The organism is Nonomuraea antri, assembly GCF_013283785.1.
Classification (GTDB): Bacteria; Actinomycetota; Actinomycetes; order Streptosporangiales; family Streptosporangiaceae; genus Nonomuraea; species Nonomuraea antri.
In genome coordinates this window covers 27,865-48,460 of sequence record NZ_JABCPZ010000057.1, presented here as the reverse complement: position 1 = coordinate 48,460, position 20,596 = coordinate 27,865, and the positions used below count along the sequence as shown (strand labels likewise).

Here is a 20,596-nt window from a genome sequence, read left to right as displayed (position 1 = left end):
GGCCGCGGGGCGGGGGCACGTCGGAGCCGCCACGGGACAGGCGCGCGCCGGTCCTGGCGCGCGGCCCGTCGTCCCTGGCACCGCCGCGCTCGCGCCCACGCCCGGCGTCGTCGCGATCGCCGGCGCGGCCACGCCCCAGGTCGTCTCGCGGACCTGTGCGTCCGCGCCCTGAGTCGTCTCGCGGACCTGTGCGTCCGCGCCCTGAGTCGTCTCGCGGACCTGTGCGTCCGCGCCCCGGGTCGTCACGATGGCCGCTCCGGTCGCGTGCCGCGTCGTCGCGGGCGCCGCCGGTCTGGGCGCGTCCGCGCCACCGCTCGTCACGCTCGTCGCCGTCGCGTCCGGCGCGGGGTCGCGCGGCCTCGTCCCGGGTCCGCGCGGTCCTGCCGCGCGACCGGTCGTCGTCGCGGCCCTGGGACGCGCGGCCCCTCAGGCGCGCGTCGTCGTCCCTGGAGCGGTCGTCCCGGGGCCGATCGTCTCTGGGCCGGTCGTCCCGGGGCCGGTCATCTCGGGACCTGTCGTCTCGGGAGCGGTCGTCTCGGGAGCGGTCGGCCGGGCGGACGGCGCCGTCTCTGGGGCGCCGGCGCGGGCCGTCGGCGGGGTCCTGGCGGGAGCGGGCCCGCCGCTCGTCGTCGCCGCGCGACCGCCCGGCCCGGCCGTCGGCCTCGCCGCGCGAGCGGCCACGCCCGTCGCCGTCGTCACGGGAACGGCCCCGAGACGAGGCGTCGTCACGGGAACGGCCCCGGGACCCGGCGTCGTCGCGGGAGCGGCCGCGCGGGTCGGCGTCGTCCCTGCGCGGACGGCCACGCCCGTCGCCGTCGTCGCCCGAACGCCCCCGGGACCCGGCGTCGTCGCGGGAACGCCCCCGGGAGGAGTCGTCGTCGCGGGAACGGCCCCGGGAGCCGGCGTCGTCAGCGGAGCGGCCGCGGCGGCCGTCGCCCGATGGGCGGGCGCGGGGGTCGTCGTCGTCGCCGAAGGGCAGGTCGAACGGGTCGGGCTGGTTGCGCGGGCGGCGCGGCGGGTTGGCGTCGGGCGACGCGGGGCGGCCCGCCCCCTCCGAACGGGCAGAGCCCCCTCCTTGACGCCCTGCCCGTCCCGGGCCGCCGGGCCCCGCCGGGGTACGACGAGCGGCGCCTGGCCCTCCTTGAGAGCCGGCGCCGCCTGTACCACGGCCGGGACCCTGTCCCCTGCCGCTTGAATCCCTCACGGCCGGCTGTCCACCCGGGTGCTCGCGTCGCCGTTGCCGGAGAGGGGGTTGACCGAGCCCCAGTCGGGACGCTGCTGCAGCGCGGGCGCGTGCTTGGCCAGCTCGCCCGCCTGGGTGTTCTTCTCGTACTCGCGCTTCAGGCTGTCGGCCTCCTGGCGCGACTGGGCGATCTGCTCGCGCAGCTTGGCCTCGGTGATGGCGTCCTGGGCGAGCATGGTGTTGAGCAGCAGCAGGCTGACCAGGCCGCCGCACAGCAGGCCGACGACGAGCAGCACGAACGGCGCCCGCTGCCGGCGCCGCGGGGTGCGGCGCGCGGACTCGGGGCGCGATGAGGCGGCCGGGCGGCGCACCCGCGGCACGCCGGGACGCGCGCGGTCGGCGCCGGGCCGGGCCCGGTCGGTGCCGGGCCGCTCGACCTCGGGCGCGCTCGTACGGCCCGCGGCGGCGCGGGCGCCCGCCCCGATCGGGCCGTCGTCGGCCAGCCCGGGCCGCGGCTTGGACTGATGGGTCACGCCGGGCCTGCGCACGCCGGCACGGGCCTTGGGCACGCCCTTCGACCTCGTGATCGGCGTGCCCTTCGCCCCGGCGCCCGGCGTGCTCGTGGCGCGGCCGGCGGCCGGCTCGGCCGTCAGCACGGTCTCCGGGACGGCGCCGCGAACGGGCGTGCGGCGCCCGCTCTCCTGCTCAGTCGTCAAGTCGGATCCTCTCTGCCGCCCGCAGCCGGGCCGAGGCCGCCCGCGGGTTGCGGGCGAGCTCTTCTTCGCTCGGGAGCTCGGCTCCCCTCGTCAGCAGGCGGAACCGCGGCTGGTGAGCCGGCAGCGGGACCGGCAGCCCGGGGGGGCTGGTGTCCCTGGTTCGCGCCGTGAGGGCCTGCTTGGTGAGCCGGTCCTCCAGTGAGTGGTAGGAGAGCACGACGACTCGCCCACCCAGGGTCAGCGCGTCGAGCGCCGCGGGCAGCGCCACCTCCAGGGCGGTCAGCTCCGCGTTCACCTCGATGCGCAACGCCTGAAAAGTTCGTTTGGCGGGGTTGCCCCCGGTGCGCCGCGTCGCGGCGGGAATGGCGTCGCGGACGATGTCCGCCAGCCGCTTGGTCGACGTGATCGGCTCCTTGGCCCGCTCCTTGACGATCAGACCGGCCACGCGGCCGGCGAAGCGCTCCTCGCCGTAGTCGCGCAGGATGCGGGCCAGGTCGCCGGCCGGGTAGGTGTTGACCACCCGCTCGGCCGTCAGCTCCTGGCTGGTGTCCATCCGCATGTCGAGCGGCGCGTCATAGGAGTAGGCGAAGCCCCGTTCCGGCTCGTCGAGCTGCGGCGAGGAGACGCCGAGGTCGAACAGCACGCCGTCGACCTCGGCGAAGCCCGCCCGGTCGAGCACGTCGGCCAGCTCGTCGGACGTGGCGTGCACCAGCGTGGTGCGCCCGGCGTACGGGGCCAGCCTGCGCGTGGCGAACTCGATCGCGAAAGGGTCGCGGTCGATCCCGATCAGGTGGAGTGCCGGATAGGCGGCGAGCAGGGCCTCGGAGTGACCGCCGAGGCCGAGGTTGGCGTCGACGACGACGGGGCCGGAGCCCGGCTCCGCCGCCCTGCCCAGTGCCGGGTCCAGCAGTTCCAGAACGCGCTCGAGCATCACCGGAACGTGACCGCCCATGCCTGCGTCGTCGTGCATCTCCAACCCCCCTTTCATCGCGTCCTTGCTCGCGGATGACGCGTGGATCGATCGTCGGCTCTTCCTGGGTCCCCACCCCGGCGCCGTCCGGCCAGGTCCCCATCCGCACCCTCTTCGTGGACGCCCGCCATCTGACACCGGGGAAGGTGCATCAGATACCGGGCAGTGGTTGCGGGTGGAGACCTCGCCGAACGACTTCACCGACGGATCGACCGTGTGATTTCTACAGGATCCCTGGCAGCACCTCCTCCGACAGATCGGCGAACGCCTGCTCCTGCGCGTTGAGATAGGTGTCCCAAGCCTGCGAGTCCCAGATCTCCAGCCGGGTGTTGGCCCCGATGACCACGCAGTCACGTTCCAGGCCCGCGTACTGGCGCAGGCTCTGCGGGATCGTGATACGCCCCTGTTTGTCTGGTTTCTCATCGGACGCGCTGGCGAAGAAGACGCGGCTGTAGTCACGCACCGCCTTGGCGGTGACCGGGGCGGTGCTGAGAGCCTCGGTAATGCGCTGGAACTCCTCCACGGGAAACACGTAGAGGCATCGCTCCTGGCCTTTGGTGATCACAAGACCCTCCGCCAGCTCCTCACGGTACTTAGCCGGCAGGAACAGCCGTCCCTTGTCGTCGAGACGCGGCTGATGGGTGCCGAGGAACATCGGCCCCACCTCCCGTGCCTCGTGAAGCGCTCAGCGCTGGTGCACCGGGCCCTCCACTGCGCACCACCATACTCCACTTCTCCCCACCGTCAACTGATTCGAACCCAGTTCGCCCGCCGTTTCCGTTGCGTTACCGCAGGTCAGAGCGATGGAGGGGGGTGGAGCCTGCTGATCACCCGTTCAACTTCCACGGGCGTGTCGAGGCGTCAAAAGACCGCGGTAATAAGGGCCGGGCGGCTTCGCCAAGGCCGTGGTGGAGGAAAGTGGAGCGCGCGGACGGGCCGGAGTGTCACCGGATTCGCACTGCTATGCCACAAGAACAGGAACATCGCCAAGGTTCCCTGGAATATCCACAAAAGTCGCTCGAGAACCCACAGCGTCGTAGGGTCGTACAGACAATGGAAAAGGAATGGCATGGCTCCCGCAATGGCTCTGTCCGGGACAGCCGTCGCACTTCGCATGGAGGCCTGGTGGCAGTAACCCATGACGTCCCTCCCCAGCTCGACGAGCTGGTCTCCACAGCGCACCGGATTCGGCAGGCGATCGAATCGGTGATCGAGGGCAAGAGCGACGCGGTCCGGCTCACGCTGACCGTGCTGCTCGCCGAGGGCCACCTGTTGATCGAGGACGTGCCTGGCGTCGGCAAGACCATGCTGGCCAAGGCGTTGGCGCGCTCCATCGACTGCCCGGTACGCCGGGTGCAGTTCACCCCCGACCTGTTGCCCAGCGACATCACCGGTGTGAGCGCCTACAACCAGCAGACCCGCGAGTTCGAGTTCAAGCCCGGGCCCGTTTTCGCGAACATCGTGGTGGGCGATGAGATCAACCGGGCGTCGCCCAAGACCCAGTCCGCGTTGCTCGAATGCATGGAGGAGCACACGGTCACGGTGGACGGGGTGACCTATCAGCTCGACGCGCCGTTCATGGTGATCGCCACCCAGAACCCGATCGAGATGGAGGGCACCTATCCCCTGCCCGAGGCCCAGCGCGACCGTTTCACCGCCCGCGTGGCGATGGGCTATCCGGAGCCCACGGCCGAGCTGGAGATGCTGGACGTGCACGGCGGCACCTCACCGCTGGACAAGCTGCAGCCGGTGGCCACCACCGCCGAGGTGCGGGCGCTGATCGAGGCCGTGCGCGGCGTCTACGTCTCGCAGCCGGTCAAGAAATACGCCATCGACCTGGTCGTGGCCACCCGTCACTCCCCCGATCTGCGGCTGGGCGCCTCGCCCCGGTCCACCCTGCAGCTCGTCAGGGCGGCCAGGGCGCACGCGGCGCTGTCGGGCCGCGACTACGTCATCCCCGACGACCTGCAGGAGCTGGCCGTGCCCGTGCTCGCGCACCGGCTGCTGCCCAGCGTCGAGGCGCAGGGCCAGCGCCGCCTGCCCGAGCAGGTGGTGACCGACCTGGTCAGGCGCGTGCCGGTGCCGGAGACGCGTTGATGGATCCGCAGCGGAGCGAGGACATCCATCAACGCCACGGGTTTGGTGATGCGCGGTGAGAGCAGGGCTGCGGGCGCTGACGTCGCGGGGCAGGTCGTTCCTTGCCTCCGGCGTCGCCGCCCTGGTGATGGCCTTCTTCCTGGGTGAGAACGACCTGTTCAGGATCGGCGTCCTGGTGACGGCGCTGCCGCTGCTGGCCGCGATGGTGGTGGCGCGGACCAGGTACCGGATGAGCTGCGCCAGGCGCCTCGACCCGCCCAGGGCGGAGGTGGGCGGCGAGGCCACGGTGACGCTCCGGCTGGAGAACGTCACCCGGCTGCCCACCGGGCTGATGCTGATCGAGGACACCGTCCCCTACGCGCTGGGCGTGCGGCCCAGGTTCGTGCTGGACCGGGTGGAGGCGCGGGGCATCCGCGAGATCGACTACCGGGTCCGCTCCGACCTGCGCGGCCGGTACACGATCGGGCCGCTGACCGTGCGGATCACCGACCCGTTCGGGCTGGTCGAGCTGACCCGTTCGTTCACGATCAGCGACACGCTGGTGGTGACGCCGCAGGTGATGGCGCTGCCCCACGTCCGGCTGTCGGGTGAGTGGACCGGCGGCGGCGACAGCCGCACCAGGAGCGTGGCGGCGGCCGGCGACGACGACGTGGCCCCGCGCGAATACCGTCAGGGCGACGACCTGCGCCGGGTGCACTGGCGCTCGACCGCGCGCCACGGCGAGCTGATGGTGCGCCGCGAGGAGCAGCAGTGGCAGAGCCGCGGCGCGCTCCTGCTCGACACCCGCAGGTACGCGCACCGGGGCGAGGGCCCGCGCTCGTCGTTCGAGGTGGCGGTCTCGGCCGCGGCCTCGATCGGCGTGCACCTGGCCCGTGAGGGGCTGGGCCTGCGCCTGGTCACCGACCAGGGCGCCGAGCACCTGACCGACTCCGGGCTGAGCTGGTCGCTGCTCGACACTCTCGCGATGGTGCGGCACAGCCAGGCCCGCTCGCTGGAGCTGGGCGTCTCGGCGCTGCGCCAGGGCGGCGGCGACGGGCTGATCGTGGCCGTGGTCGGCGAGCTGACGCCCGACGAGGCCAGGGATCTGGCCAGGCTCAGGCACGGCGGGATCACCGGCGTGGCGGTCCTGCTCGACGTGGGCAGCTGGGACGGCGCGCCGAGCGAGGACCACGAGGCCGTGCAGGGCGTGCTGGCCGGCTACGGCTGGCGCATCGTGCGCCTGCCCGCGGGCACCTCGATCGCGTCGGTCTGGCAGAACGCCGCCAACCGCGGCAGGTACGCGCTCAGCCCGGCGGGAGGTGCGGCATGAGGTTGTCGATCGCCGCGGGGGTGGCCACGTTCGCCGCGGCCGTCCTGCTCTACCCGCTGTTCGAGGGCGGCGGCTGGTTCTGGGCCTCGCTCGGCGCGGTGCTCGCGGTGGCGGCGGCGAGCCTGCTGTGCGGCCGGCTGACGCTGCCCGCCTGGGCGGCGGCGCTGGTGAGCGTGGCGGCGCTGTGGATCTACCTGACCGCGTCGTTCGCCTCCGAGGAGGCCTGGGCGCTGTTCGTGCCGACCAAGGGGTCGGTGGCCGAGCTGATCGACCTGCTGGGCGTCGGCTGGAAGGACATCCAGCGCTTCGCCGCGCCGGTGCCGGCCAACGAGGCCGTCACGTTCCTGACGGCCGGCGGGGTCGGGCTCATCGCGCTGACGGTGGACCTGCTGGCCGCGCGGATCCGGCGGGCGGCGCTGGCCGGGCTGCCGCTGCTGGCGCTGGCCGTGGTGCCGGTGTCGATCCTGTCCGAGCCGATCGACTGGCCGGCGTTCATCCTGGCCGCGCTGGGCTTCACCAGCCTGCTGATCGCCGACGGCCGCGAGCGCGTCGGCCACTGGGGCCGTGCGGTCCTGGTACGCCGCACCCGGACGGCCTCGGCCAGGGCGGAGGGCTCCCGCGACAACGCCGACACCAGCAGGCTGCGCCTGTCGGGCAAGCGGATCGGCTTCGCGGCGATCGCGCTGGCGGTATTACTGCCCGCGCTGCTGCCGTCGATGGAACCGGTCTCGCTGTTCACGTTCGGCGTGGGCGGCACCGGCTCGGGCAAGGGCAACTCGATCAGCATCCCGAACCCGATCGCCAACCTGAAGGGCCAGCTCGACCTGCCCGAGCGCCGGGAGGTGCTCACCTACACCAGCAGCGACGACAAGCCCAGGTATCTGCGGATCTACGCGCTCGACACCTTCGACGGCCAGCAGTTCGGCATGAGCGAGCCGAAGGGCGCGCCGGAGAACAAGACCGAGAACGGCCCGCTGCCGCCCGCCACCGGCCTGACCTCGATCCCGGTCAAGGACGTGACCACGAACGTGCGGATCAGCGAGGAGATCGAGCGGCTGTCGTTCCTGCCGCTGCCGTACCCGCCCAAGCAGATCCAGGTGGACGGCGACTGGCGGGCGGACGTGAGCACGCTCATGGTCTTCTCCACCCGCGAGGAGGCGGCCGGCCTGGAGTACGACGTGGTCACCGGCGAGCCCCAGGCCACACCGGAGCTGCTGGAGTCGCTGCCGCAGGCCAGGAACTCGATCGACCCGCGGTTCCTGCGGCTGCCGCCGAACCTGCCGCTGGAGATCAGGCTGCTGGCCGAGCGGGTGACGCGGGGCGCCACGTCGAACTACGAGGCCGCGGTCAAGCTGCAGGAGTTCTTCACCAAGACCGGCGGTTTCCAGTATTCGCTGGAGACGCAGGGGCACAGCACCTCGGCGCTGCAGGACTTCCTCATCCAGAGCCGGGTGGGCTACTGCGAGCAGTTCGCCGCGTCGATGGCGGTGCTGGCCAGGATCGTGGGCATCCCGTCGCGGGTGGCGATCGGCTACACCGGCGGGATGAAGCTCACCGACCGCTGGACGGTGGGCACGAACGACTCCCATTCCTGGCCCGAGCTGTACTTCGAGGGCGTGGGCTGGCTGCCGTTCGAGCCGACCCCGGCGGGCACGCTCGGCCAGGGCAGCGCCCGGGTGCCGGCCTACACGCTGCCGCGCCCGCGGACCACGGGTGACACCAGCGTCCCGACGCCGGGTGCGACGAGCAGCGCCGAGGAGCCGCTCGGCCCGAACAACCGGCCGAACCTGCGCCAGCTCGACCGCGAGGCGCAGAACGGCGGCGCCGCGCTGCCGATCGAGGAGCCGACGCCGATCATGGCCCAGGTGGGCATCGGCGCCGGCGTGCTGCTGCTGATCCTGCTGATCCCGGCCGCGGTCCGGCTGGTCACCAGGAGCCGGCGGGTGCGCGTGCTGGGCTGGAAGGTGGCCGAGCCCGAGGACGAGCTGACAGCCAGGGTGATCGCGGGCCGGCATCCGTCGGTCGCGGCAGCCTGGGCGGAGCTGGACGACGTGCTGCACGACTACGGCATGACGCGCCAGTCCAGCGAGACCCCGCGGGCGCTGGCCCGGCGGCTGACCCAGCAGTACGAGTTCGACGCCGACGCGGCGGCGGCCATCACGGCCATCGCCTCGGCCGTGGAACGGGTGCTGTTCGCCAGGGACCCGGGTGTGATCGGCCCGATGAAGAAGGACCTGCGGACGGTGCGCAAGGCGCTGGCGGCCACGGTGTCGCGCGGACGGCGGATGCGGGCCGTGCTGCTGCCGCCGTCGACGCTGCGGCGGATGCGGAACCTGGGCGAGCGCCTGCTCGACGGGTTCGACCTGCTGGAGAACATCAGATTGCGGCGGACGGCAGGCCAGCGAGGCTCCTGACGCCACCCGGGGGGCCCGCGCGGGGCTCCCCGGCTCGCACAGCGCGAATGTGCGGTCGTTCCCCGGGGAACGACCGCACGTTCGTCGTCTTGGGGCTAGCGCTCGTCGTGACGGCGGCGCCAGCGCTCTTCCATGCGCTCCATGAAACTGCCCCGGTTGCCCTTGCGGGCGCCCTTGGTCGGCGGAGCCGCGGCCCCGGACCCGGGAGCGGAGTCACCGAACCCATTCATACGTTTCCAACTGGACAGGCCCCACAGACACGCGGCGAGCATGACCACGAAACCGCCGACGCCGAGCGGGATCAGGCTCATCACCACGCCGACCATCATCAGGACGACGCCGAGCGCAAAGCCGATGGAGGCCTTGATCAGGCGGCGCTTGTAATGGCTGCGTGGGTCACTGATCCTTACGGTGTTGGCCCACTTCGGGTCCTCGGCGTAGAGGGCCTGCTCGATCTGGTCGAGCAAGCGCTGCTCGTGCTCAGAGAGCGGCACGGCGCCTCCCAAGGACGGCCCCAGGACGGGGAAGACGGCAACGGACGACACGGGGTGTCCGAACCTCGCGGTCGGTTATCCCCAGAATACGAGGCTGTAGACGTAGGCGAAAGCAAACGTCCAACGCAGACCAAACCGGAGGTGACGCCATGGTCTCATTTTTTCTCATCTCGCGCTCCTTCCCCCGATTCTGCCCGAAATCGTGACATTGGGCGTCATGCCTCTATTTCATCAAGACGGCCGCGCACGAGCGACGCCGGGAGCACGGCATCGGGCCCGAACCTGCGGATCGCCTTGTCCATGGCCTGCTCGGCCTCACGCCAGCCGGTCTCGCGCTCGCCCAGGGTGAGCTGGCGGACGGCCTCCTCGGCCGGGCGCAGGTTCTCCATCCTGACCCCGACCAGGCGCAGGCGCACGCGTTCGAGGCCGGCCGCCTCGTACAGCTCGCAGGCGGTCGCGTAGATCTCCTGAGCCACATCGGTCGGCTCCCGCAGGGTGCGCGACCGGTTGATCGTGGAGAAGTCGGCGCGGCGTAGCTTCACACTTACAGTTCTGCCCACGTGTCCGGCCTTACGCATGCGCGCCGCCACCCGCTCCGACAGCCGCAGCAGCTCCCGCTTGATCACCTCGGGATCGTCGACGTCGGCGGCGAAGGTCTCCTCGTTGCCGATGCTCTTGTCGGGCACGTGGGCGCTGACGGGGCGTTCGTCGCGCCCCCAGGCCAGCGCCGCCAGATGGCCGCCCACGGCCTGCCCCAGCTCCCTCTGCAGCGTGCTGGAAGGCACTCTGGCGAGATCACCCACCGTCCGGATGCCCAGACGCACCAGGGCCTGTTCCGTGCGCTCACCGACCCCCCACAGCGCCGAGACGGGCAACGGGTGCAGGAAGGACACCACCTCGGCCGCGGGCACCACCAGCAACCCGTCGGGCTTGCACTGCTTGGACGCCAGTTTGGCGATGAATTTACTGCTCGCGACGCCGACCGAGCAGGTGATGCCGTAGCGCTCCAGCACCTGCTCCCTGATCATCGCGGCGATCTTCGCGGGCGGGCCGAGCCGCCGCCGCGCCCCGCCCACGTCGAGGAACGCCTCGTCGGAGGCGATCGGCTCGACCTGCGGGGTGATCGCGTGGAAGATCTCCATGACGCCCTTGGAGACCTCGGCGTACTTCCCGTGGCTGGGCGGGATGATCGTGGCCTTCGGGCACAGCCTGCGTGCCCTGCTCATCGGCATCGCGGAGTGCACGCCGAACGCCCTGGCCTCGTAGGTGGCGCTGAGCACGACGCCGCGCCCGGCGGGCGAGCCCACGATCACCGGGCGCCCCCGCAGCTCCGGCCGGTCGAGCAGCTCGACGCTGGCGAAGAAGGCGTCCATGTCGACGTGCAGGATCGGGCAGCCGCTGTCGTCGGCCCCGGTGCGGGGAGCGGGGCCGATGCCCGTGATCTGCTTGCGAGACACGTTGTCAAGTCTATCCGAACAGGCGTTCTATGGCTCCCCTCGGACGCCGGCGACTCAGCCGCGGTGACCCAGCACGTGCAGCTGCGTGGCGATGTCGCGCAGCACCGGATGGGTGGCCGCGGCCTGTTCCAGCGCGATCAGCGCCTCGGCGGCCCCGGGCTCGCCGTCGACCAGCCTGCTCGGCACCAGGTCGGCGAAGACGCGCACGCCGTGGATCGCCCCGGCGGTGAAGCCGGTGGCCGTGAGCAGCTCGGTCAGCGCCGCGGCGGAGTAGCGGCGCGGCGTGGGGTCGCGATCGCCCCAGCGGCCGAGCGGGTCGTCGAGCGCCGCCCTGGCCTCGTCGAAGCGGCCGGTCAGCGCTCGGTGGATGGAACTGGCCACCGGGTTGGCCGCCAGCACGCTCACCGCGCCGCCGCGGCGCAGCAGCCCGGCCACGGCGGTCAGCGCGCCGATGGGGTCGTCGACGTATTCCAGCACGCTGTGGCACAGCACCAGGTCGGCGCTGTCGCGGCTGAGCAGGTCGCCCAGGTCGGCCGCGTCGCCCTGCAGGCCGCGCACCGACACGCCCTTCTCCTTGGCCCGGCGCTCCAGCGCGGCCAGTGAGTCGGGGGTCGGGTCGACCACGGTGACGGTGTGCCCGAGCTCGGCCAGCGGCACGGCGAACCCGCCGGTGCCGCCGCCGGCGTCGACGATGTCGAGCCCGTCGCGCCCGGTGGCCGCCGTCCGCTCGGCCAGCACCCCACGCAACGCGTCCCAGACGACCGCGGTACGCACCGCCGGGGTCCTCGTGACGCTTTCAGCACGCAACGTCCGCTCGCCTCCCTCGTTCCACGAACGCGCCCAGCCTACGCGCTGCGGCGGCACGACGCCTCCAGGGACCGGATGCGCTCACGGGGAGCGCCGCCCGAACCCGGCCGCCACTCGCACCCGGCCGCCGCTCACGGGGAGCGCCGCTCGAACCCGGCCGCCAGCCGTCCGGGCGCGCGCAGCAGCCAGGCGTCGGTCAGCAGTTCGGTCAGCTCCGCCGGGTCCAGCGCGCCGAACCTGGCCAGCACGACGGCGTGGCCGTCGTAGTGCGGGGTGGTGAAGTAGGTCTGCGGCTGGGCCGCGACGAGCTCGCCCTTGGCCTCCTCGCCCGCGACGGGGACCGCCAGGACGTCGCCTTCCTCGCGGATCCTGGCGAACCACCGGCCGCGCACGTAGAAGGCGGGGGTGCCGTACATGAGGCGCTCGGCGGTCTCGGGCAGCGCGAGCGCGGACCGGCGCACGTCGTCTTCGGTGACCATGAGCGTCATTGTGCCCTGGCGCACCGACAGATTCCCTGACGCACCGACAGATACCCCGGCGACGGCGTCGCACGGTCAGGGCGGAGTTCGCGCGCCTGACCGTGCGACGATACACATCCCTCGCCTGCGCGAGCCGTGCGGGCCGCGTTGCGCAGAGCGTACCCGCCCGCCGGCCGCCGCCCGTGTGCCTAGAGGGTGAGGCTTGGCTTGAGTTGCTTGAAGCGCGCCAGCAGGCCGTTGATGAACTGCGGCGACTCGTCGGTCGACAGCTCGCCGGCCAGGTGCACCCACTCGCTGATGACCACGCCCTCGGGGACGTCGGGCATCCACAGCAGCTCGTAGGTGCCGCCGCGCAGCAGGTTGCGGTCGACCGCGGGCATGCGCTCCAGGGTCCAGCCCTCGGCGTAGGTGGTGATCAGCTCGTCGATGCGGGGGCGGTGCCTGGCCACGCCCTCGACGATGGCCGAGGTGTATTCGTTGACCGGGGGCTCCTGCCGTTCGACCCGCTCGGCGAGGATCTTCAGCGGATCCTCGCCGCGCAACTCGGCCTCGAACAGGATGTCGAGCGCACGCCTGCGTGCTTTGCCGCGTGCCGACACCTCAGGCCCGGCCGAGGTATTCGCCGCTGCGGGTGTCGACCTTGACCCGCTCGCCGGTGGTGATGAAGAGCGGCACCTTGATCTCGGCGCCGGTCTCCAGCGTGGCCGGCTTGGTGCCGCCGGTGGAGCGGTCGCCCTGCAGGCCCGGCTCCGTGTTGGAGATGGTCAGCTCGACGGCCGCGGGCAGGTCGACGTAGAGCGCGGCGCCCTCGTTGAACGCCACGGTCGCGAGGGTGTTCTCCAGCATGTAGTTGGCGGCGTCGCCGACGGTCTTGCTGGGCACGTTGACCATGTCGTAGGTCTCGGTGTCCATGAAGACGAAGTCGTCGCCGTCCTTGTAGGAGTACTGCATCTCGCGCTTGTCGACGTTGGCCACGTCGACCTTGACGCCGGCGTTGAACGTCTTGTCGACGACCTTGCCGGAGAGCACGTTCTTGAGCTTGGTGCGCACGAACGCGCCGCCCTTGCCCGGCTTGACGTGCTGGAACTCCACAACACTCCAGAGCTCACCGCCCTCGAGCTTCAGCACCATGCCGTTCTTGAGGTCGTTGGTCGTCGCCACTCGTCTTCTCCCGCGTGCGGCCGCTCTACAGGACGAGCAGCTCCTTGGTCGTCTTCGTGAAGAGTTCCGGCCCGCCCTCACGTGTCACGAGAGTGTCCTCGATGCGGACGCCGCCCTGGCCCGGGAGATAGACCCCCGGCTCGACTGTGATCGGAACTCGATCCTCAAGTCTACCGTTCCTCGACGGACCCAGGAACGGCTCCTCGTGGATCTCCAGGCCGACGCCGTGTCCCAGGCCGTGCCTGAAGTGCTCGCCGTGCCCGGCGGCGGCGATGATCGAGCGGGCCGCGCCGTCGACGTCCTTGGCCTCGGCGCCGGGGGCGAGCGCGTGCCGGCCGGCCCGCTGGGCCTCGGCCACCAGGTCGTAGAGGTCGCGCTGCCACTGCGCGGGGGCGCCAAGCACGACCGTCCTGGTCATGTCGGCGTGGTAGCCGCGGTAGCGGGCGCCGAAGTCCATCGTGACGAGGTCGCCGGCGCGCAGCTCACGTCCGGTCGGCGCGTGGTGCGGGACGGCGCCGTTCTCGCCGGCGGCCACGATCGAGTCGAAGGCGGGCTTGTCGGCGCCCAGCTCGGTCATGCGCTGTTCGAGCAGGCGGGCCACGTCGCGCTCGGTGAGCCCGGGGGCGATCTTCGGCAGGACGTCGGCGAACGCCTGGTCGGTGATCTCGCAGGCGGTGCGCAGGCACTCCAGCTCGGTGTCGTCCTTGACCGCGCGCAGCAGTTCGACGGCGGGCTCCAGGGGCACCAGGCCGGCGCCGAGCCGGTTGAAGGTGGCCACGCTCATGTGCGCCGCCTCGATGCCGGCGCCGGTCTCCACGAGCCTGCCCACCACGTCGGCGGCCTCGACCGCCGTCACGTCGAGCGCGCGCGTCTTCTCGATGTAGCGGTTGTCGGTGGCCAGCAGCGCCGTGCCGTCGGCCCTGACCAGGACGGCCGCGTTCGAGCTGTCCAGCCCGGTGAGGTAGCGCACGTTGACGAGGGAGGTGACGAGGATGGCCGGGACCTCGCGTTCCGGCAGCAGCGCGGCGAGCCTGGCCCGACGCTCCTGGTAGTTGACGGTCATTGCGCTAATGTACGCGTTTTTGACCATTCGGCCGTTACCTACTTCCGACGACTCTTGACCAGCGGAGGGCTCCGGATTTACTGTCCAAAGCTAGTTAGGAAGGTTTCCTAACTCCAAGGTTTCCTGACTTCCCGTGGGGAGCGTGGCCATGAGACTGGCCCTGGCGATCTCGACCCTCATCGTGACCGTGCTGGCCGCGGGGAGCCCCGCCGCGGCCGCGCAGCCGCCGCCGTCCGGCCACATCCGCGTCGATCAGGTGGGTTTCGCCCCCGGCGAGGCCAAGCACGCGTACCTGATGACGACGGGCGCGGCGGCCGGGGCCCGCTTCAAGGTGCTCGACCGCTACGGGCGCGTGGTGCTCAACGGCCGGGCGGGACACGACCTGGGCGCGTGGAACGCGGCCTACCCGCACGTGTACGACCTGGACCTGTCACGGCTGCGCAAGCCGGGACGCTACCGGGTCACCTCGGCCGGGCTCACCTCGCCGCCGTTCGAGATCGCGCCCGGCTCCCCCGCGCCCGCGATCATGACCTTCTTCCGCGGCCAGCGCGACGGCGGCGCCAGGCACCGCAACGACCGCGCCGCCTCGGTGTACGAGTGGCCGGCGTTCACCGGCCCGGACACCGACGTGATCAAGGGCACGCTGACCAGGATCGGCGGCCCGGTGGACGTCGAGGGCGGCTGGTTCGACGCCGGCGACTACCTGAAGTTCACCCACATCCTCGCCTACGTGGACACCCTGATGTGGGCCTCGATCCGCGACGGCGGCGACCAGCGCCTGGCGAAGGAGGCCCGCCACGGGCTGAAATACCTGGACAAGATGTGGGACGGCGACTCCAAGACCCTCTACATCCAGGTCGGCATCGGCGCAGGCGACGAGGCGGGCACGTTCTCCGGCGACCACGACGTCTGGCGGCTGCCCGAGTCCGACGACACCTCCGAGCACCCGTACCTGAAGAACCGCCCGGTCTTCCGCGCCGCACCGCCCGGCGAGCCGATCAGCCCCAACCTGGCCGGTCGCACCGCGGCCGCCTTCGCCCTGGCCGCCCAGCTCGAACCCGACCCGCGGCGGGCGGCGTCCCTGCTGGAGGAGGGCGCGTCCGTCTACGCGATGGCCAGGACCACGGACGTCGGCCAGCTGGTGACGTCGCTGCCGTACGCGTTCTATCCGGAGAGCGCCTGGCGCGACGACATGGAGCTGGGCGCCGCCGAGCTGGCGCTGGCCGCGCAGCGCCTGCGCGACCCGCGCGCGGCCGACTGGCTCGGCCAGGCGGCGCACTGGGCCGGCGAGTACCTGCGGCACGAGGCGGGCGGCGACACCTTCAACCTGTACGACGTGAGCGCGCTCGCGCACCGCGACCTGGTCAGGGCCCTGCGCGCGCACGGCGCGGGAGCGCCGGGGATCGGCGCGCGGCTGATCGCGGACCTGCGGGCGCAGCTGGAGATCGGCGTGGCCAGGGCGGCCAAGGACCCGTTCCGCGCCGGGGCCGCGCATGACCAGTTCGACGCCGTGCCGCACGCCTTCGGCCTGGCGGTCACCTCGGTGCTGTACCGGACGGTGACCGGCGACAGGACCTACGACGCGTTCGGCACGCAGCAGCGCGGCTGGGCGTTCGGCGCCAACCCGTGGGGCGTGTCGTTCGTGGCCGGGGTGGGGACGAACGCGATCCGGTGCCCGCACTACCAGATGTCCAACATCACCGGCGGGCCGGCCACGGGCGCGGTGGTGAACGGGCCGAACAGCGCCTCGCTGTTCGACGACGGGCTGGGCGGCCACCTGGACGGTATGAAGCCGTGCCCGGCCGACGGCGTGGACCGCTACGCGCAGTTCACCGGGCGGGGTAGCCGGTTCGTCGACGACGTGCGGTCGTGGCAGGCCTCGGAGCCGGCCGACGACTTCGCCGCCGTCGCGCTCTACGCGATGTCCCTCATGCCGGGCCGCTGACCGGCTGGGCACGCGTCCCGCGCCCGGCCGGGCGCGGGACGCGTCACACCCGTCGGGCGTCGCGTCAGAGTCGCCAGTCGTTGAGGAAGTCGGCCAGCGGGCCGTCCATGGGCGCCTCGCCGTGCTCCTGCGCCTGCCGCAGCTCGTTGTAGGCCTCTCTGAGCTGTTCGAGCCCACCGTCCGGCTTGCCCTCCTGGAACTTGTCCGAGGCCTTGCCGATCTTCTCCAGGATCTTGTCCGCCAACTGAGGGTTCATCGCGCCCTGGTTACGCGCGATCTCCACGACCTCGCCGAACCGGCGCGACCACTCCTGATAGCCGCCGGGCGGGATGGCATCGCCCAGCGTGGCCTTCGGCTGCGGGCCGGTCTCGACCAGCCGGGTGGGCTCCTGCGTGATCACGGTCGGCTCGGGTTCCGTCGTGGTCTCGGTGGGGCTGGGCAGCGTGACGGCGGTCGGCGGCGCCGAGGTCTCCAGCGCGACCGGCTCGCCGCCGGAGCCCGCCCACATGATCAGGCCGGCGGTGATGGCCGCGATCGCCGCCAGGGCCACGCCGAGCTGGACGAACAGGCGGCGGTTGGAGTTGTCGGGCGGCGGCATCTCGGCAGCCGCGTCGAAGATCGCGGTGTCGCCCGAGCGTGGCTGCAGGTCCTGGTAGATCATGGTGGAGTTGGACGCCACCTGCTCCGGGGACGGGCCCTGGCCCGGCGCGGTCTGGCCCGGCGCGGTCTGGCCCGAGGTGGTCTGGCCCGGCGCGGTCGGCACGCCGGGCACCGGGTGCGCGGCGGTCTTGGGCCTGGGCCTGGCGATGGCGGCCAGCGTGCGGCGTACGGACTCGCCCGAGGCCGGCCGCTTGCCCGGGGCCTCGGACAGCAGGGCCAGCACCAGGCCGTCCAGTTCCGCGGGGATCTCGGCACGCAGGCTGCTCGGCGGCGCGGGAACCGGCCCGGCGTCCTGGTCCCGGGCCTCGTCGCGGTCCTGGTCGCGGGACTGGTCCCGGGCCTCGTCCGCACCATCGGCGTCCGGGGACTCGGCGAAGGGCGGTCGGCCGCACAGCAGCTCGTAGCAGACGACGCCCAGCGCGTACAGGTCGCCGGCGGGCGCTGCCGCGTCCTCGGGGGCGCGGTAGCGCAGGTCCGCGGCGGCGGTCTCCTGGCCGGCCAGGCCGAATCCGACCACCTTGAGCACGCCGCTGGCGGCGCGGCGGAAGCTGTCGGCGTTCACCTGCCCGTGCACCACTCCGGCCCGGTGCGCGGCGTCCAGCCCGGCCGCCGCCTGTCCCACCAGGTCGCACACCTCCACGATCGGCAACGGGCCCTGCGCGGCCAGGTCCTCGCCCAGGCTCGTCCCGGTCAGGAACTCCATCACCAGGAACGGCGCGCCCTCGTGGTCGCCGACGTCCAGCACCATGGCCACGTTGGGATGGATCACCCGGGCCACGGCCTGCGCGTGCTGTCTCAGCGCCTCACGCGTGCCCGCCCCGACCGCCTTGGCGCCCAGCATCTTGACGGCCACCACCCAGTCGGCCCTGGTGTCGTAGCCCCGCCACACCTCCCCGAGCGGCCCGCTGCCGATGCGCTCGTCCAGCCGGTAGCGGCCGGCCACCACGGAAGAGGAGGGCGTGTCAGACATATCCCCGCCAAATATCTCGACCTTCGACAATTTCGACCCACCATAGAGCCCCACGCGCCCGGAGTGCCCATTCGCCGGTTCACGCGCGCCGTCCTGACAACGCGAAAGGCGGGGAGCCACGCGGGCTCCCCGCCTCAGGCGGTACAGGTCAGCCGAACCGGATCATGCGGCCCGGGTCAGACGGTCGCCGGGACGGGGGCGCGTCCCGCCGGGGCCTCGGCGGGACCGGCGGCGGGCTCGTCGAGCGGCTGCGGCGCGGCGTTGAACACGGCCTCGTCCAGCCGGCCCTCGGAGCGGGCCACCAGCACCGGCACGACCATCTGGCCGGCCACGTTGGTGGCGGTGCGGATCATGTCCAGGATCGGGTCGATGGCCAGCAGCAGCCCGACGCCTTCCAGCGGCAGGCCGAGCGTGCTCAGCGTGAGCGTCAGCATGACGATCGCGCCGGTCAGACCGGCCGTGGCGGCCGAGCCGACCACCGACACGAAGGCGATCAGCAGGTAGTCGCCGACCCCGAGCTCGACGCCGAACACCTGGGCCACGAAGATCGCGGCCAGGGCCGGGTAGACCGAGGCGCAGCCGTCCATCTTGGTGGTCGCGCCGAACGGCACGGCGAAGGAGGCGTAGTCGCGGTCGACGCCGTTGCGCTCGACGGTGACGCGCTGCGTCAGCGGCAGCGTGCCGACCGAGGAACGCGAGACGAACGCCAGCTCGATCGCCGGCCAGGCGTTGCGGAAGAACTGGATCGGGTTGACCTTGCCGACGACCGCCAGCAGGGTCGGGTAGACGGCCAGCAGGACGATGAAGCAGCCGACGTACACGCCGACGCTGAACTTGGCCAGCGGCGCGAGCAGTTCCCAGCCGTAGGTGGAGACGGCCTTGCCGATCAGGCCGGCGGTGCCGATGGGGGCCAGGCGGATGACCCACCACAGGGCCTTCTGCACCAGTTCGAGCACCGAGCGGCTGAGGTTGAGCAGCGGCTCCGCCTTCTCACCGACCGCGAGCGCGGCGGCGCCGAGCACGACGCCCAGGAACACGATCTGGAGGACGTTCACCTCGGTGAAGGCGGTGACGACGTTGGTGGGCACGATGCCGGTGACGAAGTCCAGCCAGGTGCCGGCGCCCTCGGTGTCGACGGCCTTGGCGGCGCCGGTGTCGAGGGTGACGCCCTGGCCCGGGTTGATGATCAGGCCGAGCCCGATCGCGAAGGCGACCGAGACGAAGGCGGTGACCAGGAACCAGAGCAGGGTCTTGGAGGCGAGCCTGGCGGCGCCGTTGACGTTGCGCAGGTTGGCGACGCTGACCAGGACGGCGGTGAACACCAGCGGCGGCACGGCCAGCTTGAGCAGCTGTACGAAGATCTTGCCGACCTGGGTCAGCGTCTCGGCCAGCCAGGAGACGTCCCAAATCTTGGCGACGAATCCGAGCGCGACGCCGGCCACCAGGCCGAGCAGCAGTTGCAGCGAGAAGTTGAATCTCTTCACGGGGGGAGGAACTCCGATATTCCGGCATGCCGCGGCAGACGGGCATGCGAGGTGAGGAAGGTGGACCGGAAGCAGCGGTCAACGACAGAGGGACCCGTGCAAGCGGCACAGGTCCACGTGCAGCCGCTCAACGAGCCACACGATCACCACAGAGAACCTCACGAGCTGCTACAACACGGCGTTAGCGGCCCCTATTCCGATATGTCCGGTGATCTGGGTCACAGCGCCCTGATGTCCTTTTCTGTGCCGCGGAAAGCGCGAAGCCCCCGGCCGGCGGCAGGGGGCTTCGGCGACATCGGGGCAGGTCAGGCGGCCATCTCCCGGACCCGCTCGATCAGCCGCACGCGCTCCTCGTGGGTGCGGCCCAGCGGGGTGACGTTGATCGTGGTCACCCCGGACTCCCGCATGGCCGCGATCCGGTCCCTGACGAAGCCCTCGCTGCCGATCAGCGACATCTTCTCCAGCAGCTCGCCGGGCACCAGCGCGGCGGCCTCGTCCTTCTTGCCGTCCAGGTAGAGCTCCTGGATCTGCTCGGCCTCCTTCTCGTAGCCGTAGCGCCTGACCAGGTCGTTGTAGAAGTTCTTGCCCTTGGCGCCCATGCCGCCGATGTACAGCGCGGCCATCGGCCGGCCGAACTCCAGCAGCCCGGACACGTCGTCGCCGATGGCCAGCATCGCCTGCGCGATGACGTCCAGCTCGCCCAGCCCGGGGTCGCGCTTGGCCTTGCCCGCGGCCAGGGACGGGCCCCAGACGTCGGCGGCCTTCTCCGGCATGTAGAAGATCGGCTCCCAGCCCTCGCACAGCTCGGCGGTCAGCTCGACGTTCTTCGGGCCGATGGCGGCCACCACGATCGGGATGCGCTCGCGTACCGGGTGGTTGATGAGCTTGAGCGACTTGCCCAGCCCGGTGCCGCGCTCGGCCGGGAGCGGCAGCGTGTAGTGCTTGCCGGCGTACTCCAGGCGCTCGCGCCGCCACACCTTGCGGCAGATCTCGATGACCTCCCTGGTACGCCCGAGCGGCGCGGTGTACGGCACCCCGTGGAACCCCTCGATCACCTGCGGCCCCGAGGCGCCCAGGCCGAGCGTGAAGCGGCCGTCGGAGACGTAGTCGAGGCCCGCGGCGGTCATGGCCAGCAGCGTCGGCGTGCGCGAGTAGATGGGCAGGATGCCCGAGGCGATCTGCAGCTTCTCGGTCTTCGCCGCGATGTAGCCCATCTGGCTGACCGCGTCGAAGCTGTAGGCCTCGGCCACGAACACGATGTCGAGGCCGGCCTTCTCGTAGTCGGCCAGCTCGGCGACCGACTCCTTGAAGCCGCCCGAGTAGTTGAGTGCCATACCGATGCGCATGCCGGGCTCCCGATGAACCGAATGTTATTCCGTTTGCGTCG

18 protein-coding genes are annotated in these 20,596 nt (G+C 71.9%); 4 read left to right on the top strand and 14 right to left on the bottom strand.

Features of this window, described 5'->3' with window-relative positions:
- Positions 1-1,200: 1,200 nt before the first annotated feature.
- The 3 genes from HII36_RS20470 to mraZ all read right to left on the bottom strand — a co-directional run bounded on the left by HII36_RS20470 (position 1,201) and on the right by mraZ (position 3,524).
- Positions 1,201-1,899 carry a hypothetical protein gene (locus HII36_RS20470; protein ID WP_173524832.1) on the bottom strand — a complete coding sequence of 233 codons (699 nt, stop codon included), beginning with the start codon at positions 1,897-1,899 and terminating at the stop codon, positions 1,201-1,203.
- Positions 1,889-2,887: a 16S rRNA (cytosine(1402)-N(4))-methyltransferase RsmH gene (gene rsmH, locus HII36_RS20465; protein ID WP_173524831.1), complete on the bottom strand. Its 999-nt coding sequence runs from the start codon at positions 2,885-2,887 to the stop codon at positions 1,889-1,891. Before rsmH ends, HII36_RS20470 begins: the two co-directional genes overlap by 11 nt.
- 205 nt (positions 2,888-3,092) lie before the next feature.
- Complete coding sequence (gene mraZ, locus HII36_RS20460; protein ID WP_125630494.1) at positions 3,093-3,524, bottom strand: division/cell wall cluster transcriptional repressor MraZ; 432 nt, start codon at positions 3,522-3,524, stop codon at positions 3,093-3,095.
- A 398-nt stretch (positions 3,525-3,922) separates the two neighbouring features.
- Between mraZ and HII36_RS20455 the strand changes: the two genes are divergently transcribed.
- From HII36_RS20455 to HII36_RS20445, 3 genes are read left to right on the top strand one after another with little or no spacing between them, the layout of a single operon-like run.
- Positions 3,923-4,966: an AAA family ATPase gene (locus HII36_RS20455; protein WP_407940817.1), complete on the top strand. Its 1,044-nt coding sequence runs from the start codon at positions 3,923-3,925 to the stop codon at positions 4,964-4,966.
- A gap of 55 nt (positions 4,967-5,021) precedes the next feature.
- Complete coding sequence (locus tag HII36_RS20450; RefSeq protein ID WP_173524829.1) at positions 5,022-6,275, top strand: DUF58 domain-containing protein; 1,254 nt, start codon at positions 5,022-5,024, stop codon at positions 6,273-6,275.
- Complete coding sequence (locus tag HII36_RS20445) at positions 6,272-8,689, top strand: transglutaminaseTgpA domain-containing protein (protein ID WP_173524828.1); 2,418 nt, start codon at positions 6,272-6,274, stop codon at positions 8,687-8,689. The genes HII36_RS20450 and HII36_RS20445 overlap by 4 nt, the downstream gene beginning before the upstream one ends.
- Positions 8,690-8,784: 95 nt before the next feature.
- On the opposite strand, the gene HII36_RS20440 is transcribed toward HII36_RS20445, so the two are convergent.
- The 7 genes from HII36_RS20440 to HII36_RS20410 all read right to left on the bottom strand — a co-directional run bounded on the left by HII36_RS20440 (position 8,785) and on the right by HII36_RS20410 (position 14,150).
- Entirely contained in the window at positions 8,785-9,183 is a 399-nt protein-coding gene (locus HII36_RS20440) for a DUF3040 domain-containing protein (protein WP_173524827.1), read from the bottom strand.
- A gap of 215 nt (positions 9,184-9,398) precedes the next feature.
- On the bottom strand, positions 9,399-10,640 hold the full coding sequence (gene dinB / locus HII36_RS20435) for a DNA polymerase IV (RefSeq protein ID WP_173524826.1): 1,242 nt from the start codon (positions 10,638-10,640) through the stop codon (positions 9,399-9,401).
- Between the two features lie 54 nt (positions 10,641-10,694).
- Positions 10,695-11,414 carry a methyltransferase domain-containing protein gene (locus HII36_RS20430; RefSeq protein WP_173524825.1) on the bottom strand — a complete coding sequence of 240 codons (720 nt, stop codon included), beginning with the start codon at positions 11,412-11,414 and terminating at the stop codon, positions 10,695-10,697.
- Between the two features lie 164 nt (positions 11,415-11,578).
- Positions 11,579-11,926, bottom strand: a complete 348-nt coding sequence (locus HII36_RS20425) for an MmcQ/YjbR family DNA-binding protein (RefSeq protein WP_173524824.1) — start codon at positions 11,924-11,926, stop codon at positions 11,579-11,581.
- A gap of 188 nt (positions 11,927-12,114) precedes the next feature.
- Positions 12,115-12,525: a transcription antitermination factor NusB gene (gene nusB, locus HII36_RS20420; RefSeq protein WP_173524823.1), complete on the bottom strand. Its 411-nt coding sequence runs from the start codon at positions 12,523-12,525 to the stop codon at positions 12,115-12,117.
- A gap of 1 nt (position 12,526) precedes the next feature.
- A complete protein-coding gene (gene efp, locus HII36_RS20415; RefSeq protein WP_173524822.1) occupies positions 12,527-13,087 on the bottom strand; it encodes an elongation factor P in 561 nt (186 codons plus the stop codon).
- Between the two features lie 25 nt (positions 13,088-13,112).
- A complete protein-coding gene (locus HII36_RS20410) occupies positions 13,113-14,150 on the bottom strand; it encodes a M24 family metallopeptidase (protein ID WP_173524821.1) in 1,038 nt (345 codons plus the stop codon).
- Between the two features lie 148 nt (positions 14,151-14,298).
- Here HII36_RS20410 and HII36_RS20405 point away from each other — a divergent pair, with 148 nt between their 5' ends.
- On the top strand, positions 14,299-16,095 hold the full coding sequence (locus tag HII36_RS20405) for a glycoside hydrolase family 9 protein (RefSeq protein ID WP_173524820.1): 1,797 nt from the start codon (positions 14,299-14,301) through the stop codon (positions 16,093-16,095).
- Between the two features lie 64 nt (positions 16,096-16,159).
- On the opposite strand, the gene HII36_RS20400 is transcribed toward HII36_RS20405, so the two are convergent.
- The 4 genes from HII36_RS20400 to HII36_RS20390 form a co-directional block, all read right to left on the bottom strand.
- A complete protein-coding gene (locus tag HII36_RS20400) occupies positions 16,160-17,725 on the bottom strand; it encodes a protein kinase domain-containing protein (protein ID WP_173524819.1) in 1,566 nt (521 codons plus the stop codon).
- 176 nt (positions 17,726-17,901) lie between these two features.
- Entirely contained in the window at positions 17,902-19,209 is a 1,308-nt protein-coding gene (locus tag HII36_RS20395) for a dicarboxylate/amino acid:cation symporter (protein WP_173524818.1), read from the bottom strand.
- A gap of 78 nt (positions 19,210-19,287) precedes the next feature.
- The gene (locus tag HII36_RS59215) at positions 19,288-19,350 is read right to left on the bottom strand and encodes a putative leader peptide (protein WP_407940818.1); all 63 of its coding nucleotides are present in this window, start codon (positions 19,348-19,350) and stop codon (positions 19,288-19,290) included.
- Positions 19,351-19,514: 164 nt separating this feature from the next.
- A complete protein-coding gene (locus HII36_RS20390; protein WP_173524817.1) occupies positions 19,515-20,555 on the bottom strand; it encodes an LLM class F420-dependent oxidoreductase in 1,041 nt (346 codons plus the stop codon).
- Positions 20,556-20,596: the final 41 nt, after the last annotated feature.